A 22,707-nucleotide genomic window follows, 5' to 3' on the forward strand; every position below is an offset into this window, starting at 1 on the left:
AAAAAGTGCAAGGGTTTTGAAGCGTATACCGGAAAAAGTGTGCATTTTTTGGGATTTCAAGAGATGGCAAAGAAATTTTCAAATCTCCTCCTGACTCCTGACTCCTGACTCCTGACTCCTGACTCCTGACTCCTGACTCCTGACTCCTGACTCCTATGCCCTCACGGAAAGACTTTCTCAGCAAGCCCTATTTAGACGTTTAGTTAGGCGATCGCTTTTTGATAAACTTCCTCTAAACAAGCAATTAATTCATCAACTTGAGCAGAGGTAAATAGTCCATCTGGTCCTTGGGGTGTAATATCAGTAAATGGTGATTCATAGAGTAATGCTGCATCCATGACACCATGTTCTGTGAGGTAGTTGATAATCATATCTATAAATTCTATTTGATTAGCATTAAGGTTTTTATCAGCTATAAAACTAGCTAATTCTTGTTTAGCAACTTCCCTATCTAGTCCGACTAAGGAACGCACAAATAAGCCTAGTCCTTGAGATTCTTCTTTAGCGCGGTTAATATCTTCCGTTTCTCCGATACCGCTTTCTGCTAATATTCTTTCTAACTCGGATAAATCTGATGCGGTTAATTGTTTATTGGTTCTGAGTTTGAAAATAACTATATTATCTTGATGCCCTCTTAAAAAGGCTCTGGCTTTAGATCGGAACTTATAGAATTGATCTGTTGAGGTAAAATGAGGTAATTCTACTATAATTTCCTCTCCCATTTCATCCTCAAAATTAGTATAAATGGGTTCGCGTTGTTTCTTATCAATTAAATTTACTAAACCCCGTAGACGTTTGCGGAGTGTTTCTAACATGGGTAAGGTGACATCTTGCCACCATTCGTCGCTTTGAATATCTTGAATTAATGGTAATTGTGCTTGAATTAAAGGAATATCTGGTTTTTCTTCTAGTAACCCAGCAATTGATTTCACCTGTGTTTGTAATTGTTTTAAATTAGGTTGAGATTTGACTATGGCTAGTTGTAATTTTAAGATTAATATATCAAAGCGTTTGGTTTCTTCTGCTTCTGTGGGTATTTGGGAAGGTAAACCGGCAATTTCTTGATTTAAGGTAATAATATCTTCTTGAGCTAATGATTTCCATGATTCATAATTACCATATTTTTCTACAAATTGGCGTTTTGTGCGAACTATAAAATTTTCTGTGTTCATGGCTGCCACTTCTGTATATAATAAATTAGCTATTTGATGCCGCAGTTCTGTATTTGTTTTTGGTTCTTTTGCAGATGTTTGATTTTCGTAAATTGCGGAATTATTAATAGAATTATCAACAATTGATTTATCTAATTCTGCTATTAATTCCAGGCGTTTAGTAAATAACTGCTTACTTAAAGATTTACCTATGGGTGCATCTGTGGTTTCTGGGTTGTGTTGGAAAAATTCTAAATTTTGGCAGTAGTCAAATACATAGAAAAATTGTTTATCTTGTCCTATACCAAATAAGTCAGCACAGCGACGAGTTCCCCTTCCTAACATTTGCCAGAATTTGGTTTTAGAACGCACCAATTTAAACATGACTAAATTTACTACTTCTGGTACATCTATTCCCGTATCTAACATATCTACAGAAATGGCGATATGGGGCATTTTATCTTTTTTAGAAAAGTCGTCTATAATACTTTGAGCGTATTTAGTATTAAAGGTAATGACGCGAGCAAATTCACCTTTAAATTGGGGATAGTTAATATTAAATCTGTCAGCGATAAAGTTAGCGTGAGCTTGATTTTTAGCAAAGATAATTGTTTTACCTAAGATATCACCGCCGGCAACTTTTAAACCTCTGGTCATTAGATGTTCTAAAACTTTATCTACTGTATCTTGATTAAATAACCATTGATTGACTGCTGCTGCTTCTATGCGGTCGGGGATGTTACCTTCATCATCCCATTCTATAGCATCCCATTCTTCTCTTTCTGTTTCTGATAGTTGACTATAATTAATTCCTTGACGTTGGAATTTTAGGGGAATTGAGACGGCTTGAGGTGGGACTAAAAAGCCATCTTTTACCGCATCTTCTAAGCCATAGGCATCTGTAGGTACACCACTTTCTAAATCAAATAATCCGTAGGTATTGCGGTCTATTTCATCTTTGGGGGTGGCGGTTAATCCTAATAGTAAAGCATCAAAATTATTGAAGATGTGGCGATATTTTTGGAAGACGGAACGATGGGCTTCATCAACAATAATTATATCAAAATGGGCAACACTAAACCGTTTTTCTGATTCTTTGGTATCATCAATTAATCCCATCATGGTCTGATAGGTACAAGCGAATACTCTCCCTTCTCCATCTTTTTCTGTGACTAGGTTAACTGGAGATGCTTCTGGTAGGTGTTTTTTTAATACTTTGATGGTTTGGTCTACCAAGGCCACACGGTCGGCTAAAAATAGGGCGCGTTTGACCCAGTTACAACGCATCAGCATTTCTACTAGGGCGATCGCTGTTCTGGTTTTTCCTGCACCTGTAGCCATGACTAACAGGGTTTTGCGTTCTTTGTCGGTTTCTATAGCTTCTGTAACTCGGCGAATTGCACGGGTTTGGTAATAGCGTTCTGCTATACTGGGTTTAATATCTGCTTGGGCTAAGGATCTGCGGATGCTGCGGCGTTGGATAAGTAATTCTAATTCGGCTTTTTTGTAGAACCCTTGGACTTGTCGCGGTGGGTAGTTGGTGTCATCCCATAACCAATGTTCATAACCGTTGGTGTAGAAAATTAAGGGACGTTGGTTAAATTGTTTTTCTAAACAGTCTGCATAGAGTTTAGCCTGTTGTTGACCGTTGCGGGGGTCTTTGCGGGTACGTTTGGCTTCGACTACTGCTAGGGGTTTACCATCATCTCCCCATAATACATAATCTACAGAGCCATTACCGGAGTTGTTGGGCATTCCTGTTACTGGATATTCACAGGAAACGTTCCCTTCGACACTTCGGCTTTGCACTTCGGCTTCGCTCCCTTCGACACTTCGGCTTCGCACTTCGGCTTCGCTCAGTACAAGCTCAGTACAAGCTTCGCTCCCTTCGACTTCGCTCAGGGAACGACCTTCGACTTCGCTCAGGGAACGGGAACTGTTGCGCTGGTTGAGCGAAGTCGAAACCAGCTTCCATCCTGCTTCTTTTAATAATAAATCTATGATGGACTTGCGGGTTTCTTGTTCTGAATAGTCGTGTGTATCTGGTTGGCTAATATTTACTTTTTTGACTGCTGCTAATTCGGCTCTGAGTTGTTTTATGGTTTCATCTAGGGCGTTTTTATCTGTTAGTAGTAGGGAGAGTTTTTCATCTTTTTCTTTGAGTTCTATTGCTAATTTTTGCAGTTCTTGAGTTCGACTTCGCTCACTCACCGGAGTTTTGTTTTTCTCACTAAGTTTAGTTTGATTTTGTTCACTAACCGGGGTTTTATCTCTCTCACTGGCTGGAGTTCGACTTTGCTCACTCACCGGGGTGGTTTTGGTAACTTGCGGTATGGCGTTAATATCAAAGGTTAAACCTGGTTCTGGTTTGGTGGTGCGTCCGTAGGTACGGGTTAACCAATATGCTATATGAAAAAATTCTTTGACTGCGGTGAGGCTATCGTTAACGGGTACTTTTCTTTCATCATGAACGGCGTTGTTACCAATTTTAATGATGAGTTTGGCTTTGTTAAATATGGCTTGACCTACTAATTGTTTAAAGGTCGGTTCATGGATGAGGGCGCTAATGTTATCTTGATAGGGTAAGTTTAATGTATTGTCGTATTTATAGAGCCAGTTTACTGTTAATTCTAAGGCGCGACGGCTATAAAAACAGGCTGTCCGCGGGTCACGATAGGCTGTTTTAAAGGCTTTGTGAGCAGATTCGTAAATGGTGGGAAATTCAGCTTGAAGAAAGGTAAACTGGCTCATTTAGTTAATAAGCTGTTGTTAGTTTCAATAGATTATACTCATTATATTCAGTAAATATGTTGATTTCAAGCTAGAATTTCATGGGATGTTGAGCTACATTTAGAATATAATGTTTCTTATGATGTTTCTAAGGCCAGCAAATAAATACGGCAAATGACAGCATATACCCTAAATTTACCTGAACAGTTGAAGCATGAAATTGAGCAATTAGTTCAAAGTCAGGGGATTTCGGTTGATCAATTTATTCTGTGGGCTGTAACAGAAAAAGTCAGTACCCTGAAAGCATCTTTTTCACAAATTGCTTATCGTCAGGGAGCAAATGGGCAACTTGTACCAATCATTAAAGGTACAGGAATTAGAGTCCAGACTGTGGTGATAGCTTCCCAAAAATGGGGTATGAGTCTCAGTCAAATTGCTGATGAGTATGAGCTAAATGAGGCACAAGTAAGAGAGGCTTTGAGTTTTTATGTAGTCAATAAGGAGCAGATTGATACAGCGATCTCTTCTGAGCAATCCTTAGAAAGTGCCAATGGTTAAACTCAAGCTGCATCTGGATGCTGATACCTCTAGTAAATCACTACATTTAGCATTGGTGTCTAAAGGTCATGATGTCACTCGTACACCAAATGACTGGATGCCTTTAGATGCTAGTGATGAAATTCAATTATTACGTGCAACTTCTCAGGGAAGATGTATTTTTACTTTCAATATTAGAGACTTTATTGTTCTAGCAGAAAAGTATCCGCAACATGGTGGTATTATCCTTGCTGCTCAGAATAGTTGGTCACTTTCCGATTTAATTATGGCATTAGATAACCTATTATCTGACGCAGAAGCGGCGGATTGGATTGGTCAGGTAGATTGGTTGAATCGGTGGCGAAAGTAGTTTTAGAAGTCTAATATTTCTCGGTTTTTTTCTAGTGTAAATCAATTTTTTTTAGGTTATAGTTCTCCTTTAAATGCACGATGTTGGAGGGATGCAAAGAGGGCATCTAGTTCTAATAATGAGGCGCGGTGTGATTTTTTCAGTTCTTCTACTGCTTCCACTCTTTGAGCAAATTCTTTTTGAAGAGATAGGGGGGGAAGTAAAACAGGGGTGGCTCGAACTTCTGAAACACTTATAGTATTAAGACCTGATGTTGTTTTCCCAGACTTTAGTAAATGTTGCCTTCCTCCTGGTGAGTTAAGATAGTGACAAGCATAAAGTGGAATAATTTTATGTATTTCAAAACGAGCGCGGATAATATGATTCTGGTGAATGCAATCATTAATAGAACCATTCCATAAAGCTACACGACCTATTTCGTTAGGGTTTCCATGTCCTTCAACAATTAATAAATCATTTTTTTTGAGCAAAGTTCTATGTATTTCAGTATCCGTAGCACGCATCATTTTAATTTCACTTAAATCAAGGTAGCCTCTGTAAACATTTGCTACTCGTAAATATGGAATTTCTCGTGGGTATTTTTTTCTGGCTGCACTGCTAACTTGAAGCCCACCCTGTACATCAGCAACTTCCCCAACTTTTGTAATATTCCATCCCTTAAAATTCTTAACAGGATCTCCGAACATTTCTATAAAAATGGATTGATTGAGGGTGTCGAGTTGTGCGATCGCTTCTTTTCTTTTTCTCCTCAACTCCTCCGCTTGATCTAATATCTCCGCTATTCTTTTCTGTTCTTCTAATGGTGGTACAGGAATCTTTATTTCTTGAAAACGACCTTTTGGTAAAAGAGGCAAAGTTGTAGAAGATCCTTGGTGTCTAAATAGAGATTCAAGTGTCCGACAGTAATAAAATACATATCGAGGAAAAACAATATTGTTGTTACAAACCAAAGCATTAATCTGTTGATTAGTGGCTAATTTTTTTCCCGAAAAGCCAACTTTTCCAATTGTTGCACCAATACAGCAGATTAATACAGCTTCTTTAGGTAAAAGTCTTGCTTGTTTTGCTCCCTCATCTGAAAGATTTTTAGAGCTTTTTGTAATTGGTTCTACACCACCTAATTCTGCTGGACCTATAAATGGTATGAAATCGCCATAATACTCAGGATGGTTTGTTGATGGTGTTGTACCTGTAATAACCTCAGCCACTTCTTTAAATGAATAAGTCGGCCATGAAAACGGAATTTTATTTTTCATCCTTGCATTTTCTCCAAATCTTTAATAAACAACATTGATATTAAAAAATAAAATCTTATATATAAATAACCTCAACTAAAACTCTAATTGTGCATGAAGAAAGTGCTTTTTTGATAAAAAATTACTAATTTATATTTAAACTAGAAATAATTTTACGTACAGGTAAATACTCAACACGATTCATCCGTAATAATTGAACAGTTACCCGACCAATTGCTGTTAGAGGTTCAATCATACCACTTTGTGAATTTAAAATAAAATGCTCTTGCCAAATATCTTTTCTAGGATTATAGAGTCTCACAGTATCACCAGAATCAGGATCAATTGAAGCAATATCACTACCTTTAGCTTGATTACATAAGGAACAAGACAAAGCTAAATTTTCTAACACAGTTGCACCCCCATGTTTTTCTGCAATTACATGATCTATCTGATGATTAGCTAAAACTAACTTTTCTGGAATCAAACAATACTCACAACACCCCTGAGCGCGATTAAACACCATTTTTCGCACACTATTAGGAATATAACTTTTACTCATAACTTGCTTGTAACTTCAGTAAAGCCTGAGCTTTAGCAAGACGGACTAAATGCTCAATAAACTCATAATGTTGCCATAAAACAAGATCATTTTCATCCCAACCTTGATGGCGATTTTTCTCTAAAAGAGCATCAATTTTATCCTGAACTTCAGAAGAAAGACGAAGAGATAAAATTTGTTCAGGAGATGGCAACATTGCCAAAAACTCTAAAACCTCAGCTAAACCAGAAATACCACCCTTGGGATTAGCATTAATTTCTCGTAACCCTAAAGCCAATATTTTTGGTAAATCTTCCTTGTGAGATTCTAAACTCTCTACCATTTCATCAGGAATATCTAAAGTAATTCGCATAGTTTTTTACCTCAATAAAATCAATTATATACACATTTTTATTATCCTTGTAATAACTCATTTACAGTTAACTTCACCTCAGAAAACAAAGGCGAACAAATCACCTCATCACCTGTAAAAACCTGCTCCTCATACAAACCTTCCACCCACTCTAAAACAGTCACCTTTTGCCCCATCGGGTCAACAATCCAATATTCAGCAATACCCCGCGCTGCATACTCAGAACGCTTGTAACGATAATCTCGATTTTCCTGATTAGGACTTACCACCTCAACCACCAACAAAGGGGGCGGCATATCCATTAAAATTAAAGAGCGTGTAGCATTTTGCATCACCTGTGCCAACTCTTCAGAAAATACCACCAAATCAGGAACACGCACCCCCACCATGCGACTATTTACAGCTATTTCTGTTTTCATACTCAAGCGGTAATAGGGAATACCTAATTTTAGAAAATAGGCAACTAAAAACATCGCTATGCGCCGATTGATCTCACTTTCAAAAGGCATAACAATTAATTCCCCATTTTCCAATTCATATAAATAATCCGTCCCATCGTCATAATTAAGAAATTCCTCAAAAGTCATTTTTTGAGCAGTTGTAACTGTCATGACCATTACTCCTATAAACTGCTTATCTTACTATTTTCTTACTATTTTAATTTCACTCCCCGTTCCCTGACCAACGTTCCCTGACCAACGTTCCCTGACCAACGTTCCCTGAGCCTCCCCGTTCCCTGAGCCTCCCCGTTCCCTGACCAACGTTCCCTGAGCGAAGTCGAAGGGAACATCACCGCCTCCCTTTCCCTGAGCGAAGTCGAAGGGAGCGAAGCTTGTACTAAGCTTGTACTGAGCTTGTACTGAGCTTGTACTGAGCTTGTACTGAGCGAAGCCGAAGTGCAAAGCCGAAGTGCGAAGCCGAAGTGTCGAAGGGAACACTTTTCCTAACTCAAATGAGCAAACCGACTGTAATGAGTTTCATTTTGACACTCAGCCAACTTATGTAATAAATTTGTATTTCCTAAAATCAAAGCTTGTTTTTTCTTGCGACTCCAACCTTGTATTTGTTTTTCCCGTTCATAAGTATCTTTTACAAGCTCATAATACTCACAAAAAACTAACTTAACAGGTAAGCGTTTCGCTGTATAATTTGCTCCATAACCATTTTGATGTTCCCATAAACGACGATCTAAATCCATTGTACTACCAGTATAGTAAGTACCATCAGCACATTCAATAATATATATATATGCCATCGGTTGATGATTGAATTTTTTAAGTTTATTTTATACTTAAATCTGGCAATGTTCCCTCTCTCTGTTCCCTTCGACTTTGTTCCCTTCGACACTTCGGCTTCGCTCAGTACAAGCTTCGCTCAGGGAACGGACTCCGCTCAGGGAACGGACTTCGCTCAGGGAACGGGCTTCGCTCAGGGAACGGACTCCGCTCAGTACAAGCTTCGCTCAGGGAACGGACTTCGCTCAGGGAACGGACTTTGCTCAGGGAACGGACTTCGCTCAGGGAACGGACTTTGCTCAGGGAACGGACTTTGCTCAGGGAACGGACTTCGCTCAGGGAACGGACTTCGCTCAGTACAAGCTTCGCTCAGTACAAGCTTCGCTCAGGGAACGGACTTTGCTCAGGGAACGGACTTCGCTCAGTGCAAGCTCAGTACAAGCTTTGTTCCCTTCGACACTTCGACTTTGTTCCCTTCGACTCCGCTCAGGGAACGGACTCCGCTCAGGGAACGGACTTCGCTCAGGGAACGGACTTGGATTTTGTTCCCTTCGACTTTGTTCCCTTCGACTTCGCTCAGGGAACGGGCTTCGCTCAGGGAACGGGCTTCGCTCAGGGAACGGGCTTCGCTCAGGGAACGGACTTCGCTCAGGGAACGGACTTCGCTCAGGGAACGGACTTCGCTCAGGGAACGGACTTCGCTCAGGGAACGTTAACCTAACAAACTCCCTAATTTCTTCATACTTTGTTGAATTTCTAACTCCAACTTAGCTAAATTAGCCAGAATTTCCTGGGGTGGTAAATGGTCTACCTCCTCATGTACCACTTCCTTGTAACGATTAAGACTTAAATCATACCCTTGAGCCGCAATATCCGCCCTTGGGACACAGAAACTTTGAGCGGTGCGGGGGCGTTCTCGTTCTGTAGTATTACGTACCTGCCACCGTGCTAAAATATCAGGTAAATTATTTTTACTATGTTCCTCCGGGGTTAACTGCACAGCCGGCACAGATCCAAGTTTATCCTCAGTTAACAAAGGTGTTCTTTTATCGTCTAAACTCAATCCATCGGCATTGACATCATAGAACCAAACAAAATCAGTTCCTCCCGAATTGGTTTTAGTAAAGAGTAAAATCGCCGTAGAAACTCCCGCATAGGGCTTAAACACACCACCAGGGAGGGATATGACTCCATCTAGCTTTTGTTCCTCTACCAGTATTTTCCGCAATTCTTTATGTGCCTTGGAAGACCCAAACAGCACCCCATCGGGGACAATTACCGCCGCCCTACCCCCTGGTTTCAGCAATCTTAAAAATAAAGCTAAAAATAATAACTCTGTTTTCTTAGTTTTAACTATTTCTAATAAATCCTTGGCTGTGTTTTCATAGTCTAAAGAACCAGCAAAGGGAGGATTAGCCAATAATAAAGTATAGGTTTCCTCATCGTCTGCGTGTTCCTGTGCTAAAGAATCTTTATATCTCACATCAGGATTTTCTACACCATGCAGGAGCATATTCATACTGCCAATTCGCAGCATGGTATTATCAAAATCAAACCCGTGAAACATCTGCTGGTGAAAATGTGCTTTTAGCTTGACATCTGTTAACACCTGGGGGTGATGTTGACGTAAGTATTCATTAGCAGTCACTAAAAAGCCACAGGTTCCACTAGCAGGGTCACAAATTACATCCCCCGGTTTGGGTGCTGTCAGTTCCACCATTAGCCCAATAATATGGCGCGGTGTTCTAAATTGCCCATTTTGTCCGGCTGAGGCAATTTTACTTAACATATATTCATACAGGTCGCCTTTGGTGTCCCTGTCATCCATTGGGATATTAGCGATCAAGTCCACTACTTTAGCAAGTAGCGCGGGGGTGGGAATGGTAAAACGAGCATCTTTCATGTGGTGGGCATAGGTCGAGTCATCACCACCTAAAGTCCGCAGAAACGGGAAGACAAATTCATTCACCACAGCATACATTTCTGGCGGTGCGAAATGCTGAAACCGCGACCAACGCAAATGATCATAGGGGCGTTTTTTTAGCGGTTCTCCCGACTCGGATTTTTCTAATACATAATCTCCCTCTGGGAAAATACGCCGTTCCATTGGCTTTTTGAGTCGGGTAGCTTTGTTTTCTGCTAAGGTATGCAGGTCATCCAGACGACGCAAAAATAACAGGTAGGTAATTTGTTCAATTACTTCTAGGGGGTTGGAAATACCACCGGACCAAAAAGCATCCCAAATTTTATCTACTTGACTTTTAATTTCCCCTGATATCATGTTTTATGTTTATCCAGTAATTAATAAGTACGCAGGCAAAATTAATTGTAATTGCACATAGTTATTGAAGAAAAAATCTCTGTAAACCTTACCTGTTCCTTCTCCTAACCTGAATAATTAATATAAGCAAGATGCTTGTGTTACTGTAACTTCAGGTTTTTTGATTATATAGTTTAGCGGGACATCAGCTTATAAAGTAAGCGATCGCCCAGTTTTTTCTGAATTTAAAATATATTAAAATATATTAAAATATATTAAAATATATAAAGGGTAAAGGTTAAAGGTTTTTCTTCACCTTTTCCCTTTACCCCATTAACGGAATAACGTCAATATGTTATTCAAAATTAACCAACATTAGCTAACAGTAACTCGCGGGTTTCTGCTTTCCTTACTTTCACCTGGCCATCATCATCTACATCTACAATAGCTGTATCACCTTCGATGATCTGACTGGATAAAATAGCCTCAGCTAAGGAGTCTTCCAAAAGTCTCATAATAGCCCTGCGTAAAGGTCTAGCACCATAACTAGGATCATAACCTTCTCTCACCACTAGTTCCTTAAAGGCTGCTGTGACTTCTAATTTGATGCCTTTTTCAGTTAAGCGGTTAGCAACCTCACCCAGCATAATGTCAGCAATTTGCTTGACTTCTTCCTTGTTCAACTGAGTGAAGACGATAATTTCATCAAGACGGTTTAAGAACTCAGGACGGAAGTAATTTTTCAGTTCTTCGTTTACCAAGTTGCGGATACGTTGATAACTTGCATCAGCTTGGTTATCAAATTCAAATCCTAAACTCATACCACCTTTTTCAATTACCTTAGAACCAATGTTAGATGTCAAGATAATTAAGGTGTTCTTAAAGTCTACTTTTCGACCTTTGGCATCCGTAAGATGACCATCATCTAAAAGTTGCAGCAGCATATTGAATACATCGGGATGCGCTTTTTCGATTTCGTCGAAAAGTAGCACTGTGTAGGGTTTGCGGCGTACTGCTTCTGTTAGTTGTCCGCCTTCGTCGTAGCCTACATAACCTGGAGGTGAACCGATGAGTTTGGAAACATTGTGACTTTCCATGTATTCGGACATATCTAAGCGAATCATGGAATCTTCCGAACCGAAGAAATAAGCCGCTAATGCTTTGGCTAGTTCGGTTTTACCTACCCCTGTCGGACCAGAGAAAATAAAGCTGGCGATGGGGCGATTAGGATTTTTTAAACCCACACGGGCGCGACGAATAGCGCGAGAAACGGCTGTAACTGCTTGTTCTTGACCGATCAGGCGTGTATGTAGGGTGTCTTCCAAGTGTAGTAATAACTCTGATTCAGATTCAGTTAGTTTATTTACTGGTACACCTGTCCAAGAAGCGACGATCTCAGCAATGTCTTCTTCGTCAACGCTGGGAATGTTGAGAGTTTGCAGGTTTTCTTCTAGGTCAAGTTTGGTTTGCAGTTCTATTTCTTCTTGACGCAGTTTACTAGCTTTACCAAAGTCTTGAACTCTGATAGCTTCTGCTTTTTCCTTGCTGACGTTTTTCAGTTGCAGTTTGAGTTCTTTGTTGTTGATGATGCGGGAGTGACGTAAACGCACACGAGAACCGGCTTCATCTATTAAGTCTATGGCTTTATCTGGTAAGAAGCGATCGCTAATATAACGATCTGATAACTGTGCTGCTGCTATTATTGCATCATCAGCAATGGTAACTTTGTGGTGTTGTTCATACGCACCGCGCAAACCATAGAGAATTTCAATAGTTTCTGCTACTGATGGTTCTCCGACTAAAATCGGTTGAAAACGTCTCTCTAACGCTGCATCCCGTTCAATGTATTTACGGTATTCATCTAAGGTAGTTGCACCAATACATTGCAGTTCACCTCTAGCTAATGCGGGTTTGAGGATGTTAGCCGCATCTAAACCGCCTTCTGTACCACCAGCGCCGACGAGGGTATGAATTTCATCAATTACCAGGATGATATTACCGACGGAGCGAATTTCATCCATGATTTTTTTCAGACGTTCTTCAAAGTCGCCCCGGAAGCGAGTTCCTGCCACCAGTAAACCCATATCCAGACTAATTACTTCTTTGTCCAGTAATACTTCAGGAACGTCTTGGTTAATGATGCGTTGAGCTAAACCTTCGGCGATCGCAGTTTTGCCAACACCAGGTTCACCAATTAACACCGGGTTATTTTTGGTACGACGACCGAGAATTTGTACAGTGCGCTCAATTTCATTTTGCCGACCCACTACCGGATCTAATCTGCCTTCTTGAGCTAATTTGGTGAGATTACGCCCAAATTCTTCTATACTCAGATTTTGATTACGTCTGGTATTGCGTCCGCCACCAGCAAAAACTGTGTTATCTTCACCTAACACACTCATCACGGCATTGCGGATAGTTTGCAGGTCAACACCGAGATTTTGCAATACTTTGGCGGCTACTCCTTCCCCCGCCTCAGTTAAACCTAACAATAAATGTTCAGTGTTTATGTAATTGTGTCCAAGACCATGAGCTTCTCTGAAGGACTGCTCAAATAGACTTTTTACTTTTGGTGTAAAAGGAATTTCCGGTGGGACAAAACCAGAACCCCGACCAATAATTTTTTCTACTTCCCGACGCGCATCTTTCAGGTTAATGCCTAACTCAGCCAGCACTTTAGCAGCAACCCCTGTTCCTTCTCCCATTAAACCCAGGAGAATTTGTTCTGTACCGACAAAGTTATGTCCCAGGCGGCGTGCTTCCTCCTGAGCTAACATAATTACCCTGATGGCTTCGGACGTGAAGTGTTCAAACATAGCGGGTTCTTGCTCCCTTGCTGCTTGGACTTTGGGTGATCTAAAGGTTCACCCTGATCTAAAGTTTCTTGTATTTTCTTAAAGATAATGTATCTTTATTTAAAATTAGATGGCAGTGGTGAGAGCCGTAATTAGCTCAGGTGTAGTAGCCGTCATTTGCCAGTTATGGCTAAAAATTTGGCTATTCTGGCAACTGTTGAGCCTGTCAACTTGGGTCAAGTGAAATCCTATCATCGGTAAAATTTATGACAGAATCTTCCGCAAGTAAAGATCAACAGCATCCACTCTACAACCGCGATCGCCCCTTTATTAATAGTTTACTCTCTCAGGAGGCAACAGATTACAATTTAGCTGAATTAGCTCGGATGAGAATACGCTATCAAGGCTTTCCTGGCGCACGGGACATTCAACAAGACTTAGATAAAGTTTTGCAACGTTGGGGTTTAACGGAAGCGGAACTTTTTGCCAAAACCCGTGAAATACATCAAGTTGGAGGCATTTATAAAAGTCGGGGGAAGAAGGAAGAGGAAGATTGGAATTAATTACAAGGAGTCAGGAGTCAGGAGTCAGGAGGCAGAAGGCAGGAGGCAGAAGGTAGGAGATAGATATTTTTGCCCAGTCACCAGTCACCAGTCACCAGTCACCAGTCACCAGTCACCAGTCTCCTGTCACCTGTCACCAGTCACCAGTCTCCTGTCACCTGTCACCTGTTCGCTCTCTTAACTTTTGCAATAGCTGTTGTTGGGATGAGTTTGGGGTAAGTGTAATGGTGTTTTGGGGAATGTTTTCGGCACTTTCCATAGCAGCAGGTACGGTGGGAGTTACGGCTTTTTCTGGGGAAGATGGTTCGGAAATAATTACAGGTGGTAATAACTCTGGTTGTGTGTTCAATTGGATTATTTCTGTAGTTGGTAATGGGGTGAAAATTACTACTTTGTTGATTTTTTCAACAGCTTTTATTTCTGGTTTAGCAGTGATATTTTTAGGGATATTTTCCAGAGATTTTGGTGTTTGTGAAGCAGCTTTAAAAGTAGGTTTAGGTGTGATATTTTCGGCTGGATTCATAGATGTTTTAAGAGCATCTAAGGTAAAAGCAACCTTTGTTTGTTGCTGCATATTTTCCGTAGAAGATACTAATTTACTTAGACCATTGACCAACTGTAAAAGATTTTGCCGAAATTTCGGATCTCCTGTTAATTCATCTAAGTCAGATGTAATTTTTTGGGTATTTTCAAAAGTTACTCTAGCAGCGTCTAAAGTTTGTTGCAAAAGCACAATATTTTGCGGATCATTTAAATTTTTAGAAGCATTTTTTAAATTAGCAGAAGCTTCAGCCGCGTTAGCAGAGAGAATTTCTAAATTTTTCAATAATTCTCCTTCTGTTAAACGATTAACCGCAGGTGATAAACTACTAACTGTTTGACGTAGTTGGTTACTGGTTTGGGTAATATTATTTAAAGTACCGACTAAAGCAGAACGATTTGTAGTTAATAATTCATCTAAGTTATTTAATAACTTACTTGCTTGTTTTGCAGTTGTACTAAATTCACTCGCTGTTGTACCTAATTGATTTGCGGTTTTTGTTGTTGTGGTTGTGAGTTCATTTGTTGCTCGTTGGATAGTGACAGCAGTATTAGAAAATGTGCCTAATTGTCCTTGAAAACTTCTGCCGACACTTTGCATTTCTCGACTGAGTTTAGCAATACTATCAGCCGCATTCGCAGAAGTTACTAAAAGGCGATTAACGTTGTCGTAAAATTCCTTATTATTATATTGAGCAGCAAAATCAGATGATTGGCGGATCAGTTCATCAACGCTAATTCCAATCTCACCTTTTAATTTAGTAGATTCGTTACAAATAATCAAACCAGGATTACAATCTTTCTCTAATGGTCCGGCAATATCTTGAGGAACTTGTGCATTAGGTGGTGGAGTAATATCAATGATACTTTCATTAATTAATCCACTTTGATTTGCTTCAATTTTAGAATCAGCAGGAATTTTTAATTGAGGATCGTTGATTTCAATTTCTACATTAACAGCATTTGCTCCGGTTTTGATACTAGAAATACTACCCACTTTCACACCACGATAACGAACTGGTGAGCCTTTTTGCATTCCCCCAGCGTTAGCAAATTCAACCACAGCTTTATAAGAACTGCTTCCGGGCGTGATTCTATTTAACCATAGCCATATTACCCCAAATGCTCCTAACCCTAATAAGATTAATAAACCTACCGATCCTTCTCTAAAAGTTCTTGTAGAAGTGAATCCACTAATTAGACCTCGCATTTTTTCGCGCTCCATAAAAATAGTCCTGATTGGTAATTGGTAATTCGTAATTCGTAATTCGTAATTCGTAATTCGTAATTCGTAATTCGTAATTCGTAATTCGTAATTCGTAATTCGTAATTCGTAATTCGTAATTCGTAATTCGTAATTCGTAATTCGTAATTCGTAATTTGTAAATACTGTGAAGAGAAAATAGTAAACAAATATTTTTATTTTGACTCCTTGAACTCCTGACTCCTAAAATATATTATCAACCAGCCACTTGAATTGGACCATGTATACTCCCACTCATAAATTGTCTAATCAAACGGTTTTCTGTATGATCTATTTCATTTACTTTACCTTGCCATTGCACTTTTCCTTGATAAAGAAATATCAACTTGTCAGATGTTCGACGAATGGTACTATCTTGGTGGGTAACGATGCAGTAGGTACTACAGACTCCTTGTGTACATTGCAAACTGCGGATTAAATCCTCAATTACTGTTGAAGCAATAGGATCAAGTCCGGCTGTAGGTTCATCGTATAATAAAACTTCTGGGTTATCTTTGGGATTATCGGGATTAGACATAATCGCACGCGCAAAACTTACCCGTTTTCGCATCCCTCCCGAAAGTTCTGAGGGGTAAAGATGACCAATACCTGGTAAACCTACCATTTCTAATTTTTCGTTGACAAGTTTGCGAATGCGCGATCGCTCTAATTTTGTATTCTGATACAATGAAAAACCGACGTTTTCATCTACATTCAAGGAGTCAAATAAAGCTGCTTGCTGAAATACCATCCCAATACTCACCGGATCACCACCATCTTCTATTAACCCCTCTCGCTTTATCCCTTGAATATAAATTTCTCCTGCATCCGGCTGTAATAAACCAGCTATAATTCTTAAAATCGTGGATTTACCAGTTCCTGAAGGTCCAATAATTCCTATTGCTTCTCCTTGGAAAATTTGCAAATCAACATCATCTAAAACCTTATTTTTACCAAAGGATTTAGAAATACCTCTTAGTTCAATTAATGGTTCTTCGTTAGGTGATTGGTAATTGGTCATAGTTGATAGTTGATAGTTGATAGTTGATTGGTGTGTATTATTAACTAATAATGACTAATGACTGTAAGTATTCAGCTATCAGCTAAAAGCAATCAGCTTTGCGGATTTATATCAAAAATCACTGATTGATTATCTACTGATTTATCCAATATTCTGACTCCTGACTCCTGACTCCTAACTCCTGACTCCTAACTCCTGACTTCTTAACTAATGACTAATGACAGATATTATTGTAATTGGTAGCGGTATCGGTGGTTTATCTGCGGCCGCGTTACTTGCACGTTATGGAAAACGGGTTGTAGTCTGTGAAGGTCATAATATTCCCGGTGGTGCAGCGCACACTTTTAAAAGACGCGGTTTTGAGTTTGATTCTGGTCCCTCCTTTTATTGCGGTTTAAGTGGTTCTCAAAGTTTAAATCGCGTCTTTTGGGACTTTACGACGCAATGAAAGATATTCCCAGCATAGCATTGCGGGCTGATTGGCAAGTCATACCCCTATTGTTACAACGTTATTTACCTTCTTTGGGTAAAATGTTGTTAAATTTGCCAATTGTGCAATCTTCTGTTGGTAGTGTGATGGATGCTACCATTAAAGACCTTTGGGTAAGGCGACTAATTGACCTGGAATGCTTTTTATTATCAGGTTTAAAGGCATTTTAAGCTGTTACACAGCTAAATTGTATAATCCTAATATTCTGAACTCTTGTTTAACAGGCAAGATGCCTGTTCCACTTATACAAATTAAATGCACAACAGCTTATCTTTTGGCACTACTATTAACAAAAACTCCTATCATAACATAAAATGAATTCTGAAAGAGGTCTATTCTGTAATTTTGCGGAAAACTATTGTAGTTGGGTAAAAATGTCGTTACTTGTAAGTTAGAGGTAAAAATCATGAAATAAATATTTATGCACATTATCACCCGTCGGACACTTTCCGAATTTTGGCAAAAGCACCCTAACTCACAAACTAGCTTGCAATCATGGTATAAAATTACATTAAAAGCTGAATGGCAAAATTTTGTAGAGTTACGTCAAAGTTTTCCTTCTGCTGATCAAGTTGGTAATCTCACTGTTTTTAACATTGGCGGTAATAAATATCGGCTTATTGTGCTGGTAAAGTACAATTCTCAAAAAGTTTTTATCCGTCATGTCCTCACCCATGCAGAATATGATCAGGAGGACTGGAAAAATGACCCTTGGAATACGTAACAACAACGCTTATCTTGAATTACTTAAATCTTTCCCCCCTCGTCCCATTACTTCTGAGGAGGAATTTTTTGCTACACAAAAGGTTATCAATTTTTTGATTGATAAAGGTGAATTAACTCCTGATGAAGAAGATTATTTAGATGTTTTAGGTACTCTAGTTTATGAGTACGAAGAAAAGCAAAATCCCATACCCGATATTTATGGTGTGGAGTTACTGCAAGCGTTGATAGATGAATTTAATGTGCAGCAAAAGGACTTAGTTCCTATTTTTGAAACTGAGGCGATTTTATCTAAAGTTTTGAGGAAAGAGCGTCTTTTAACTGTTGATCATATTCACAAACTTGCGGAGTTTTTTCATATTTCGCCGGCTGCGTTTTTTGAATCAGTTAGTTAGGGTTTGCTGAATAAACCTAATTAGTCAGGTAAAGTAGGTGTTTTTTATCATAACACCTGATAGCGAGGATAAATCACGGAGCAACAGACAAAACTTTGATTTGTTATCAATCCATACAGTTGGAATTTGTTTGTTTACCAGATATTTATCATCGCTATTTTCTTTAATTTTATTTTCTTTAATTTTATTCCAAATCTCGATGTGTAAATGATTTCGCATTAGCACCAGTGTAGGTTTTCACAATATGACCATCACCACACATTTGATATTTATAAGTTACTAAACCCTCTAAACCCACAGGTCCACGGGGTGGCATTTGTTGGGTACTAATTCCCACTTCTGCACCAAAACCATAACGAAAACCATCAGCAAAACGAGTAGAACAATTATGATAAACTCCTGCTGCATTTACTAATGCTTGAAAAGTTGCTGCTGCTGTTAAATCTTCCGTAACAATGGCTTCTGTGTGCCGAGAACCATATTCACTAATATGATTTATTGCTGCTTCCAAAGAATCAACAATTTTCATGGCTAAAATTAAATCACTGTATTCTGTTTCCCAATCTGTTGCTGTTGCTAAATCAATCTGAGGTAAAATTTTTAAAGTGCGTTCATCACCTCTTAATTCTACATTTTGCGCTTGCAAAGCCTCAGCAACTTTGGGTAAAAATTCCGCAGCAATATTACTGTGAACTAATAAAGTTTCAATAGCATTACAAGCCGCAGGATACTGAGTTTTAGAATCTACAGTTATACTAATTGCTTTCTCAAAATCAGCCGCTTGATCTATATAAAGATGACAAATGCCATCGGCATGACCTAAAACGGGAATGCGAGTATTTTCTTGAACAAACCTGACAAAAGAATTAGAACCTCTGGGAATAATTAAATCTACATATTTATCTAATTTTAAAAGTTCTAATATTTCTGATCTTGTTGTTAACAATTGCACGGCATCGGGGTTAACAGCAGTATTAGATAAACCTTTTTTAATGGCTTTTACTATCGCCTCACAAGAACGTAAAGCTTCTTTTCCACCTTTGAGAATAACACCATTACCGGATTTAATGGCTAAAGAAACAATTTGAATAGCTGCTTCGGGACGCGCTTCAAAAATAATCCCTAAAACACCCAAAGGGCAAGTAATACGTTTAAGAATTAAACCAGTATCAATTTCTCGGTGAATTTGGACTTTACCAACAGGATCATCTAACTTAGCAACATCACGCACACCAGCGATCGCATCTCTTAATTTATGTTCATCTAACTGCAAACGTTTATAAAGAGGTTTAGCAATACCTTCCGCCATAGCTGCTTCACAGTCAGCCACATTAGCAGCCAATATTTCATCCTGAGCAGATTCTAAAGCTAGAGCGATCGCATTAATCGCTTGATTTTTCTCCTCAGTAGCAAGTACACCCAACCTACTAGCAGCTAAACGGGTTTTTTGGGCAATTTCAGTTAAACCAGAAACAACTTGTACGGTATTCATCACAAAAATATATTTACACTATAACAATCTTAATATTCTTTGGGCATTGGGTTATTCATCCTCCCAGTCACCAATCACCAATCACCGTCTTTAACTTTTACGAAATTTTGATGACGAATCGTGGATCTATTGAGTATTTACATTTAAGCCGTTTCAATCCCTCATAGGGATTATTGTAAATTGCAATAGAAAGCTTGCTGACATGGTTATTGCTTTAGGAGATGTTTCAATCCCTAATAGGGATTATTGTAAATTGCAATCGTTACAGAAAATGAAGCTTTACAAAAAGTTAATTTGTTTCAATCCCTAATAGGGAGTATTGGAAATTGCAATCACCACCATTATTGTTTTAGGCAGTGGCTACGGTTTCAATCCCTAATAGGGAGTATTGGAAATTGCAATAATACCAGCGTCTTCCTCTTTGCGGTTTTGCCCGTTTCAATCCCTAATAGGGAGTATTGGAAATTGCAATAAACCTTAGACTTTGCTGCAAGAAAAGGCACTTTCATCGGTTTCAATCCCTAATAGGGAGTATTGGAAATTGCAATTTGGGCGTTCAGTCCCCTTAGAGCCGGGGCAACGTTTCAATCCCTAATAGGGAGTATTGGAAATTGCAATTTTTTAGCGGCTGCTTCGATGTTTATCTGCTCAACGTTTCAATCCCTAATAGGGAGTATTGGAAATTGCAATTTATATGGGCATTCCTATTACCAAGCAAAGTTCACTAAGTTTCAATCCCTAATAGGGAGTATTGGAAATTGCAATTAATGTGCGGCTCATGGGGTCACTCTTACCATAAAGTTTCAATCCCTAATAGGGAGTATTGGAAATTGCAATCTGTACCGCCGGAGCTAATGCCGTCATACAGTGCGTTTCAATCCCTAATAGGGAGTATTGGAAATTGCAATCCGTGATTGTAGCGAAAAAGTCGCCAAGAGAAGTTTCAATCCCTAATAGGGAGTATTGGAAATTGCAATAGCGGCATCCTGAAAGCCTATCTATATTTAGTTTTCAAGGTTCGATTGCGCGAGTGACTCTATCATAGTCCATTTCAGGAATCGTGTCAAGAGCAAAAAACACCCAAACCCAGTCTGTGTAAGGTGCGCGGGTGGGTGGAAAAGCGGAATAACCCCAAAGTCAAGCCTATCAAGAGATACAGCCATTTTTTTACAGCACCAATTTTTTACACCCACCCATCCGCGCAAAACACCTGCAAATGTAAACATATATAAAAGATTTAGCCGTAATTGTGTAACTCCTGGAATCAATTTAATAGCATTTAACAAAAAGCCTTAAAATTTTAGGAGGGTCTGATGGTTACAGCAACAAGACCACAACCACAGGTGAAAATAGGTCCTACCCAACTGCTAATAAATAATGAATGGGTGGAAAGTGTCAGCAAGAAAAAATTTGCTACCATTAACCCCGCTACGGGTGAGGTAATTTGTGAAGTAGCAGAAGCAGATGCAGCGGATGTAGATAAGGCAGTACAAGCAGCGAGAAAGGCTTTTAATGGCGAATGGCGGCAAATTTCTGCGACTGCAAGAGGTAATCTACTTTACAGGTTAGCAGATTTAATCGAGGAAAATCTTGATGAACTGGCACGTTTAGAAACTCTCGATAATGGTAAACCTATCAATGATTCTGTAGGGGATATAGAATCAGTTATTGCCTGTTATCGTTATTATGCAGGTTGGGCTGATAAGGTACAGGGTAAGACTATTCCTATTAATGGTCCTTATTTCTGTTACACTCGCCATGAACCAGTGGGAGTTGTTGGTCAAATTATACCTTGGAATTTCCCGTTATTGATGCAAGCTTGGAAATTAGCCCCAGCTTTAGCAATGGGTAATACTGTGGTGATGAAAACTGCGGAACAAACGCCTTTATCAGCGTTGCGGGTGGGTGAGTTAATTGTGGAAGCGGGTTTTCCTGCTGGTGTGGTCAATATTTTATCAGGATATGGACCCACTGCGGGGGCGGCGATCGCATATCATCATGATATTGATAAAGTTGCTTTTACTGGTTCAACTGAAGTCGGCCATTTAATTATGGAAGCGGCTGCAAAAAGCAACCTGAAACGGGTAACTTTAGAATTAGGTGGCAAAAGTCCTAACATTGTTTTTGCTGATGCTAACATAGATGCCGCTATTCAAGCCGCCCATGAAGCGATATTTTTTAATCAAGGACAATGCTGTTCTGCTGGTTCTCGCTTATTTGTGGAAGCAAAAATTTATGATGAGTTTGTGAATAGAAGTGTAGAAATAGCCAGACAGCGTACAGTCGGCGATCCTTTTGACCCCAACACCCAACAAGGACCCCAAGTAGACCAGGAACAATTTAACCGAGTCATGAGTTATATTGAATCAGGTCAACGGGAAGGGGCGCAGATGCTTTATGGTGGTGACAGGGTGGGAGACAGAGGTTATTTTATTACCCCGACAGTGTTTGCAGATGTCCGCGATGAGATGAAAATTGCCCAGGAAGAAATTTTTGGACCCGTGATGAGTATCATCAAATTTCAAGATGTGGAAGAAGTGATCCAACGGGCAAATAATACCATGTATGGTTTAGCGGCGGCGGTGTGGACACAGGATATCACCAAAGCCCATGCGATCGCTAACAATGTCCGTGCAGGTACGGTGTGGGTAAACTGTTATGATGTATTCGATGCAGCCGCACCCTTTGGCGGTTTCAAACAGTCGGGTATGGGTAGAGAACTGGGAGAATACGGTTTACAGCAATATACAGAGATTAAGACTGTGACAGTGAAATTGTAGATTTAACAGGAGTCAGGAGTCAGGAGTCAGGAGTCAGGAGTCAGGAGTCAGGAGTCAGGAGTCAGGAGTCAGGAGTCAGAAGTCAGGAGTCAGGAGTCACAAGTAAGGAGTCACGAGTCAGGAGTCACGAGCCAGGAGGCAGGAGTAAGAAGTAATTATTCAACCTGCAACCATACATATTCAATGTCGCCATACACCAATCACAAAACACAAATGACAAATCATCTATAGAC

18 protein-coding genes, 1 pseudogene and 1 CRISPR repeat array are annotated in these 22,707 nt (G+C 39.5%); of the genes and pseudogenes, 8 read left to right on the plus strand and 11 right to left on the minus strand.

Annotated features, from left to right (window positions below):
• Window positions 1-203: 203 nt before the first annotated feature.
• Window positions 204-3,902: a DEAD/DEAH box helicase family protein gene (locus tag FFR48_RS12380; protein ID WP_137667570.1), complete on the minus strand. Its 3,699-nt coding sequence runs from the start codon at window positions 3,900-3,902 to the stop codon at window positions 204-206.
• 153 nt (window positions 3,903-4,055) lie between these two features.
• Here FFR48_RS12380 and FFR48_RS12385 point away from each other — a divergent pair, with 153 nt between their 5' ends.
• Both FFR48_RS12385 and FFR48_RS12390 read left to right on the plus strand, forming a co-directional pair.
• Entirely contained in the window at window positions 4,056-4,439 is a 384-nt protein-coding gene (locus FFR48_RS12385; protein ID WP_137667571.1) for a DUF433 domain-containing protein, read from the plus strand.
• Window positions 4,432-4,788 carry a DUF5615 family PIN-like protein gene (locus FFR48_RS12390; RefSeq protein WP_137667572.1) on the plus strand — a complete coding sequence of 119 codons (357 nt, stop codon included), beginning with the start codon at window positions 4,432-4,434 and terminating at the stop codon, window positions 4,786-4,788. The genes FFR48_RS12385 and FFR48_RS12390 overlap by 8 nt, the downstream gene beginning before the upstream one ends.
• 56 nt (window positions 4,789-4,844) lie before the next feature.
• Here FFR48_RS12390 and FFR48_RS12395 read toward each other — a convergent pair whose 3' ends face one another.
• The 7 genes from FFR48_RS12395 to FFR48_RS12425 all read right to left on the minus strand — a co-directional run bounded on the left by FFR48_RS12395 (window position 4,845) and on the right by FFR48_RS12425 (window position 13,248).
• Window positions 4,845-6,044, minus strand: a complete 1,200-nt coding sequence (locus tag FFR48_RS12395) for a restriction endonuclease subunit S (RefSeq protein WP_137667573.1) — start codon at window positions 6,042-6,044, stop codon at window positions 4,845-4,847.
• A 124-nt stretch (window positions 6,045-6,168) separates the two neighbouring features.
• A complete protein-coding gene (locus FFR48_RS12400; RefSeq protein ID WP_137667574.1) occupies window positions 6,169-6,585 on the minus strand; it encodes an HNH endonuclease in 417 nt (138 codons plus the stop codon).
• Window positions 6,578-6,937 (minus strand): hypothetical protein, encoded by a 360-nt coding sequence (locus FFR48_RS12405; protein WP_137667575.1) that lies wholly within the window; start codon window positions 6,935-6,937, stop codon window positions 6,578-6,580. The genes FFR48_RS12400 and FFR48_RS12405 overlap by 8 nt, the downstream gene beginning before the upstream one ends.
• Window positions 6,938-6,978: 41 nt before the next feature.
• Window positions 6,979-7,548, minus strand: a complete 570-nt coding sequence (locus FFR48_RS12410; protein WP_137667576.1) for a Uma2 family endonuclease — start codon at window positions 7,546-7,548, stop codon at window positions 6,979-6,981.
• 332 nt (window positions 7,549-7,880) lie between these two features.
• Window positions 7,881-8,192: a GIY-YIG nuclease family protein gene (locus FFR48_RS12415; RefSeq protein WP_096567104.1), complete on the minus strand. Its 312-nt coding sequence runs from the start codon at window positions 8,190-8,192 to the stop codon at window positions 7,881-7,883.
• 692 nt (window positions 8,193-8,884) lie between these two features.
• On the minus strand, window positions 8,885-10,453 hold the full coding sequence (locus FFR48_RS12420) for a class I SAM-dependent DNA methyltransferase (RefSeq protein WP_137667577.1): 1,569 nt from the start codon (window positions 10,451-10,453) through the stop codon (window positions 8,885-8,887).
• 344 nt (window positions 10,454-10,797) lie between these two features.
• The gene (locus FFR48_RS12425) at window positions 10,798-13,248 is read right to left on the minus strand and encodes an ATP-dependent Clp protease ATP-binding subunit (RefSeq protein ID WP_137667578.1); all 2,451 of its coding nucleotides are present in this window, start codon (window positions 13,246-13,248) and stop codon (window positions 10,798-10,800) included.
• Window positions 13,249-13,493: 245 nt separating this feature from the next.
• Here FFR48_RS12425 and FFR48_RS12430 point away from each other — a divergent pair, with 245 nt between their 5' ends.
• Window positions 13,494-13,790, plus strand: coding sequence for a DUF3288 family protein (locus tag FFR48_RS12430; protein ID WP_137667579.1), 297 nt, complete (start codon window positions 13,494-13,496; stop codon window positions 13,788-13,790).
• The gene (locus FFR48_RS12435; protein ID WP_137667580.1) at window positions 13,738-13,971 is read left to right on the plus strand and encodes a hypothetical protein; all 234 of its coding nucleotides are present in this window, start codon (window positions 13,738-13,740) and stop codon (window positions 13,969-13,971) included. The genes FFR48_RS12430 and FFR48_RS12435 overlap by 53 nt, the downstream gene beginning before the upstream one ends.
• Here FFR48_RS12435 and FFR48_RS12440 read toward each other — a convergent pair.
• Window positions 13,945-15,540 carry an MlaD family protein gene (locus FFR48_RS12440; protein ID WP_137667581.1) on the minus strand — a complete coding sequence of 532 codons (1,596 nt, stop codon included), beginning with the start codon at window positions 15,538-15,540 and terminating at the stop codon, window positions 13,945-13,947. The two genes, FFR48_RS12435 and FFR48_RS12440, sit on opposite strands and share 27 nt — an antisense overlap.
• Window positions 15,541-15,790: 250 nt before the next feature.
• A complete protein-coding gene (locus FFR48_RS12445; RefSeq protein ID WP_137667582.1) occupies window positions 15,791-16,594 on the minus strand; it encodes an ABC transporter ATP-binding protein in 804 nt (267 codons plus the stop codon).
• A gap of 217 nt (window positions 16,595-16,811) precedes the next feature.
• On the opposite strand from FFR48_RS12445, the pseudogene FFR48_RS12450 reads away from it, so the two are divergent.
• The 3 genes and pseudogenes from FFR48_RS12450 to FFR48_RS12460 all read left to right on the plus strand — a co-directional run.
• Window positions 16,812-17,248 (plus strand): annotated as a pseudogene (locus tag FFR48_RS12450) (FAD-dependent oxidoreductase); the annotation flags it as partial.
• 257 nt (window positions 17,249-17,505) lie between these two features.
• The gene (locus FFR48_RS12455) at window positions 17,506-17,808 is read left to right on the plus strand and encodes a type II toxin-antitoxin system HigB family toxin (RefSeq protein ID WP_137667583.1); all 303 of its coding nucleotides are present in this window, start codon (window positions 17,506-17,508) and stop codon (window positions 17,806-17,808) included.
• Window positions 17,789-18,202 (plus strand): helix-turn-helix domain-containing protein, encoded by a 414-nt coding sequence (locus FFR48_RS12460; protein WP_137667584.1) that lies wholly within the window; start codon window positions 17,789-17,791, stop codon window positions 18,200-18,202. The genes FFR48_RS12455 and FFR48_RS12460 overlap by 20 nt, the downstream gene beginning before the upstream one ends.
• 184 nt (window positions 18,203-18,386) lie before the next feature.
• Here the strand turns inward: FFR48_RS12460 and FFR48_RS12465 are convergent, their stop codons facing one another.
• On the minus strand, window positions 18,387-19,694 hold the full coding sequence (locus FFR48_RS12465) for a glutamate-5-semialdehyde dehydrogenase (protein WP_137667586.1): 1,308 nt from the start codon (window positions 19,692-19,694) through the stop codon (window positions 18,387-18,389).
• Between the two features lie 150 nt (window positions 19,695-19,844).
• A CRISPR array of direct repeats spans window positions 19,845-20,671; the repeat unit is 37 nt; unit sequence GTTTCAATCCCTAATAGGGAGTATTGGAAATTGCAAT.
• 336 nt (window positions 20,672-21,007) lie between these two features.
• Between FFR48_RS12465 and FFR48_RS12470 the strand changes: the two genes are divergently transcribed.
• The gene (locus FFR48_RS12470; protein WP_137667585.1) at window positions 21,008-22,474 is read left to right on the plus strand and encodes an aldehyde dehydrogenase family protein; all 1,467 of its coding nucleotides are present in this window, start codon (window positions 21,008-21,010) and stop codon (window positions 22,472-22,474) included.
• The last annotated feature ends 233 nt before the right edge of the window (window positions 22,475-22,707 follow it).

The sequence above is a fragment of the Sphaerospermopsis reniformis genome, from assembly GCF_005402885.1.
Lineage (GTDB): Bacteria > Cyanobacteriota > Cyanobacteriia > Cyanobacteriales > Nostocaceae > Sphaerospermopsis > Sphaerospermopsis kisseleviana.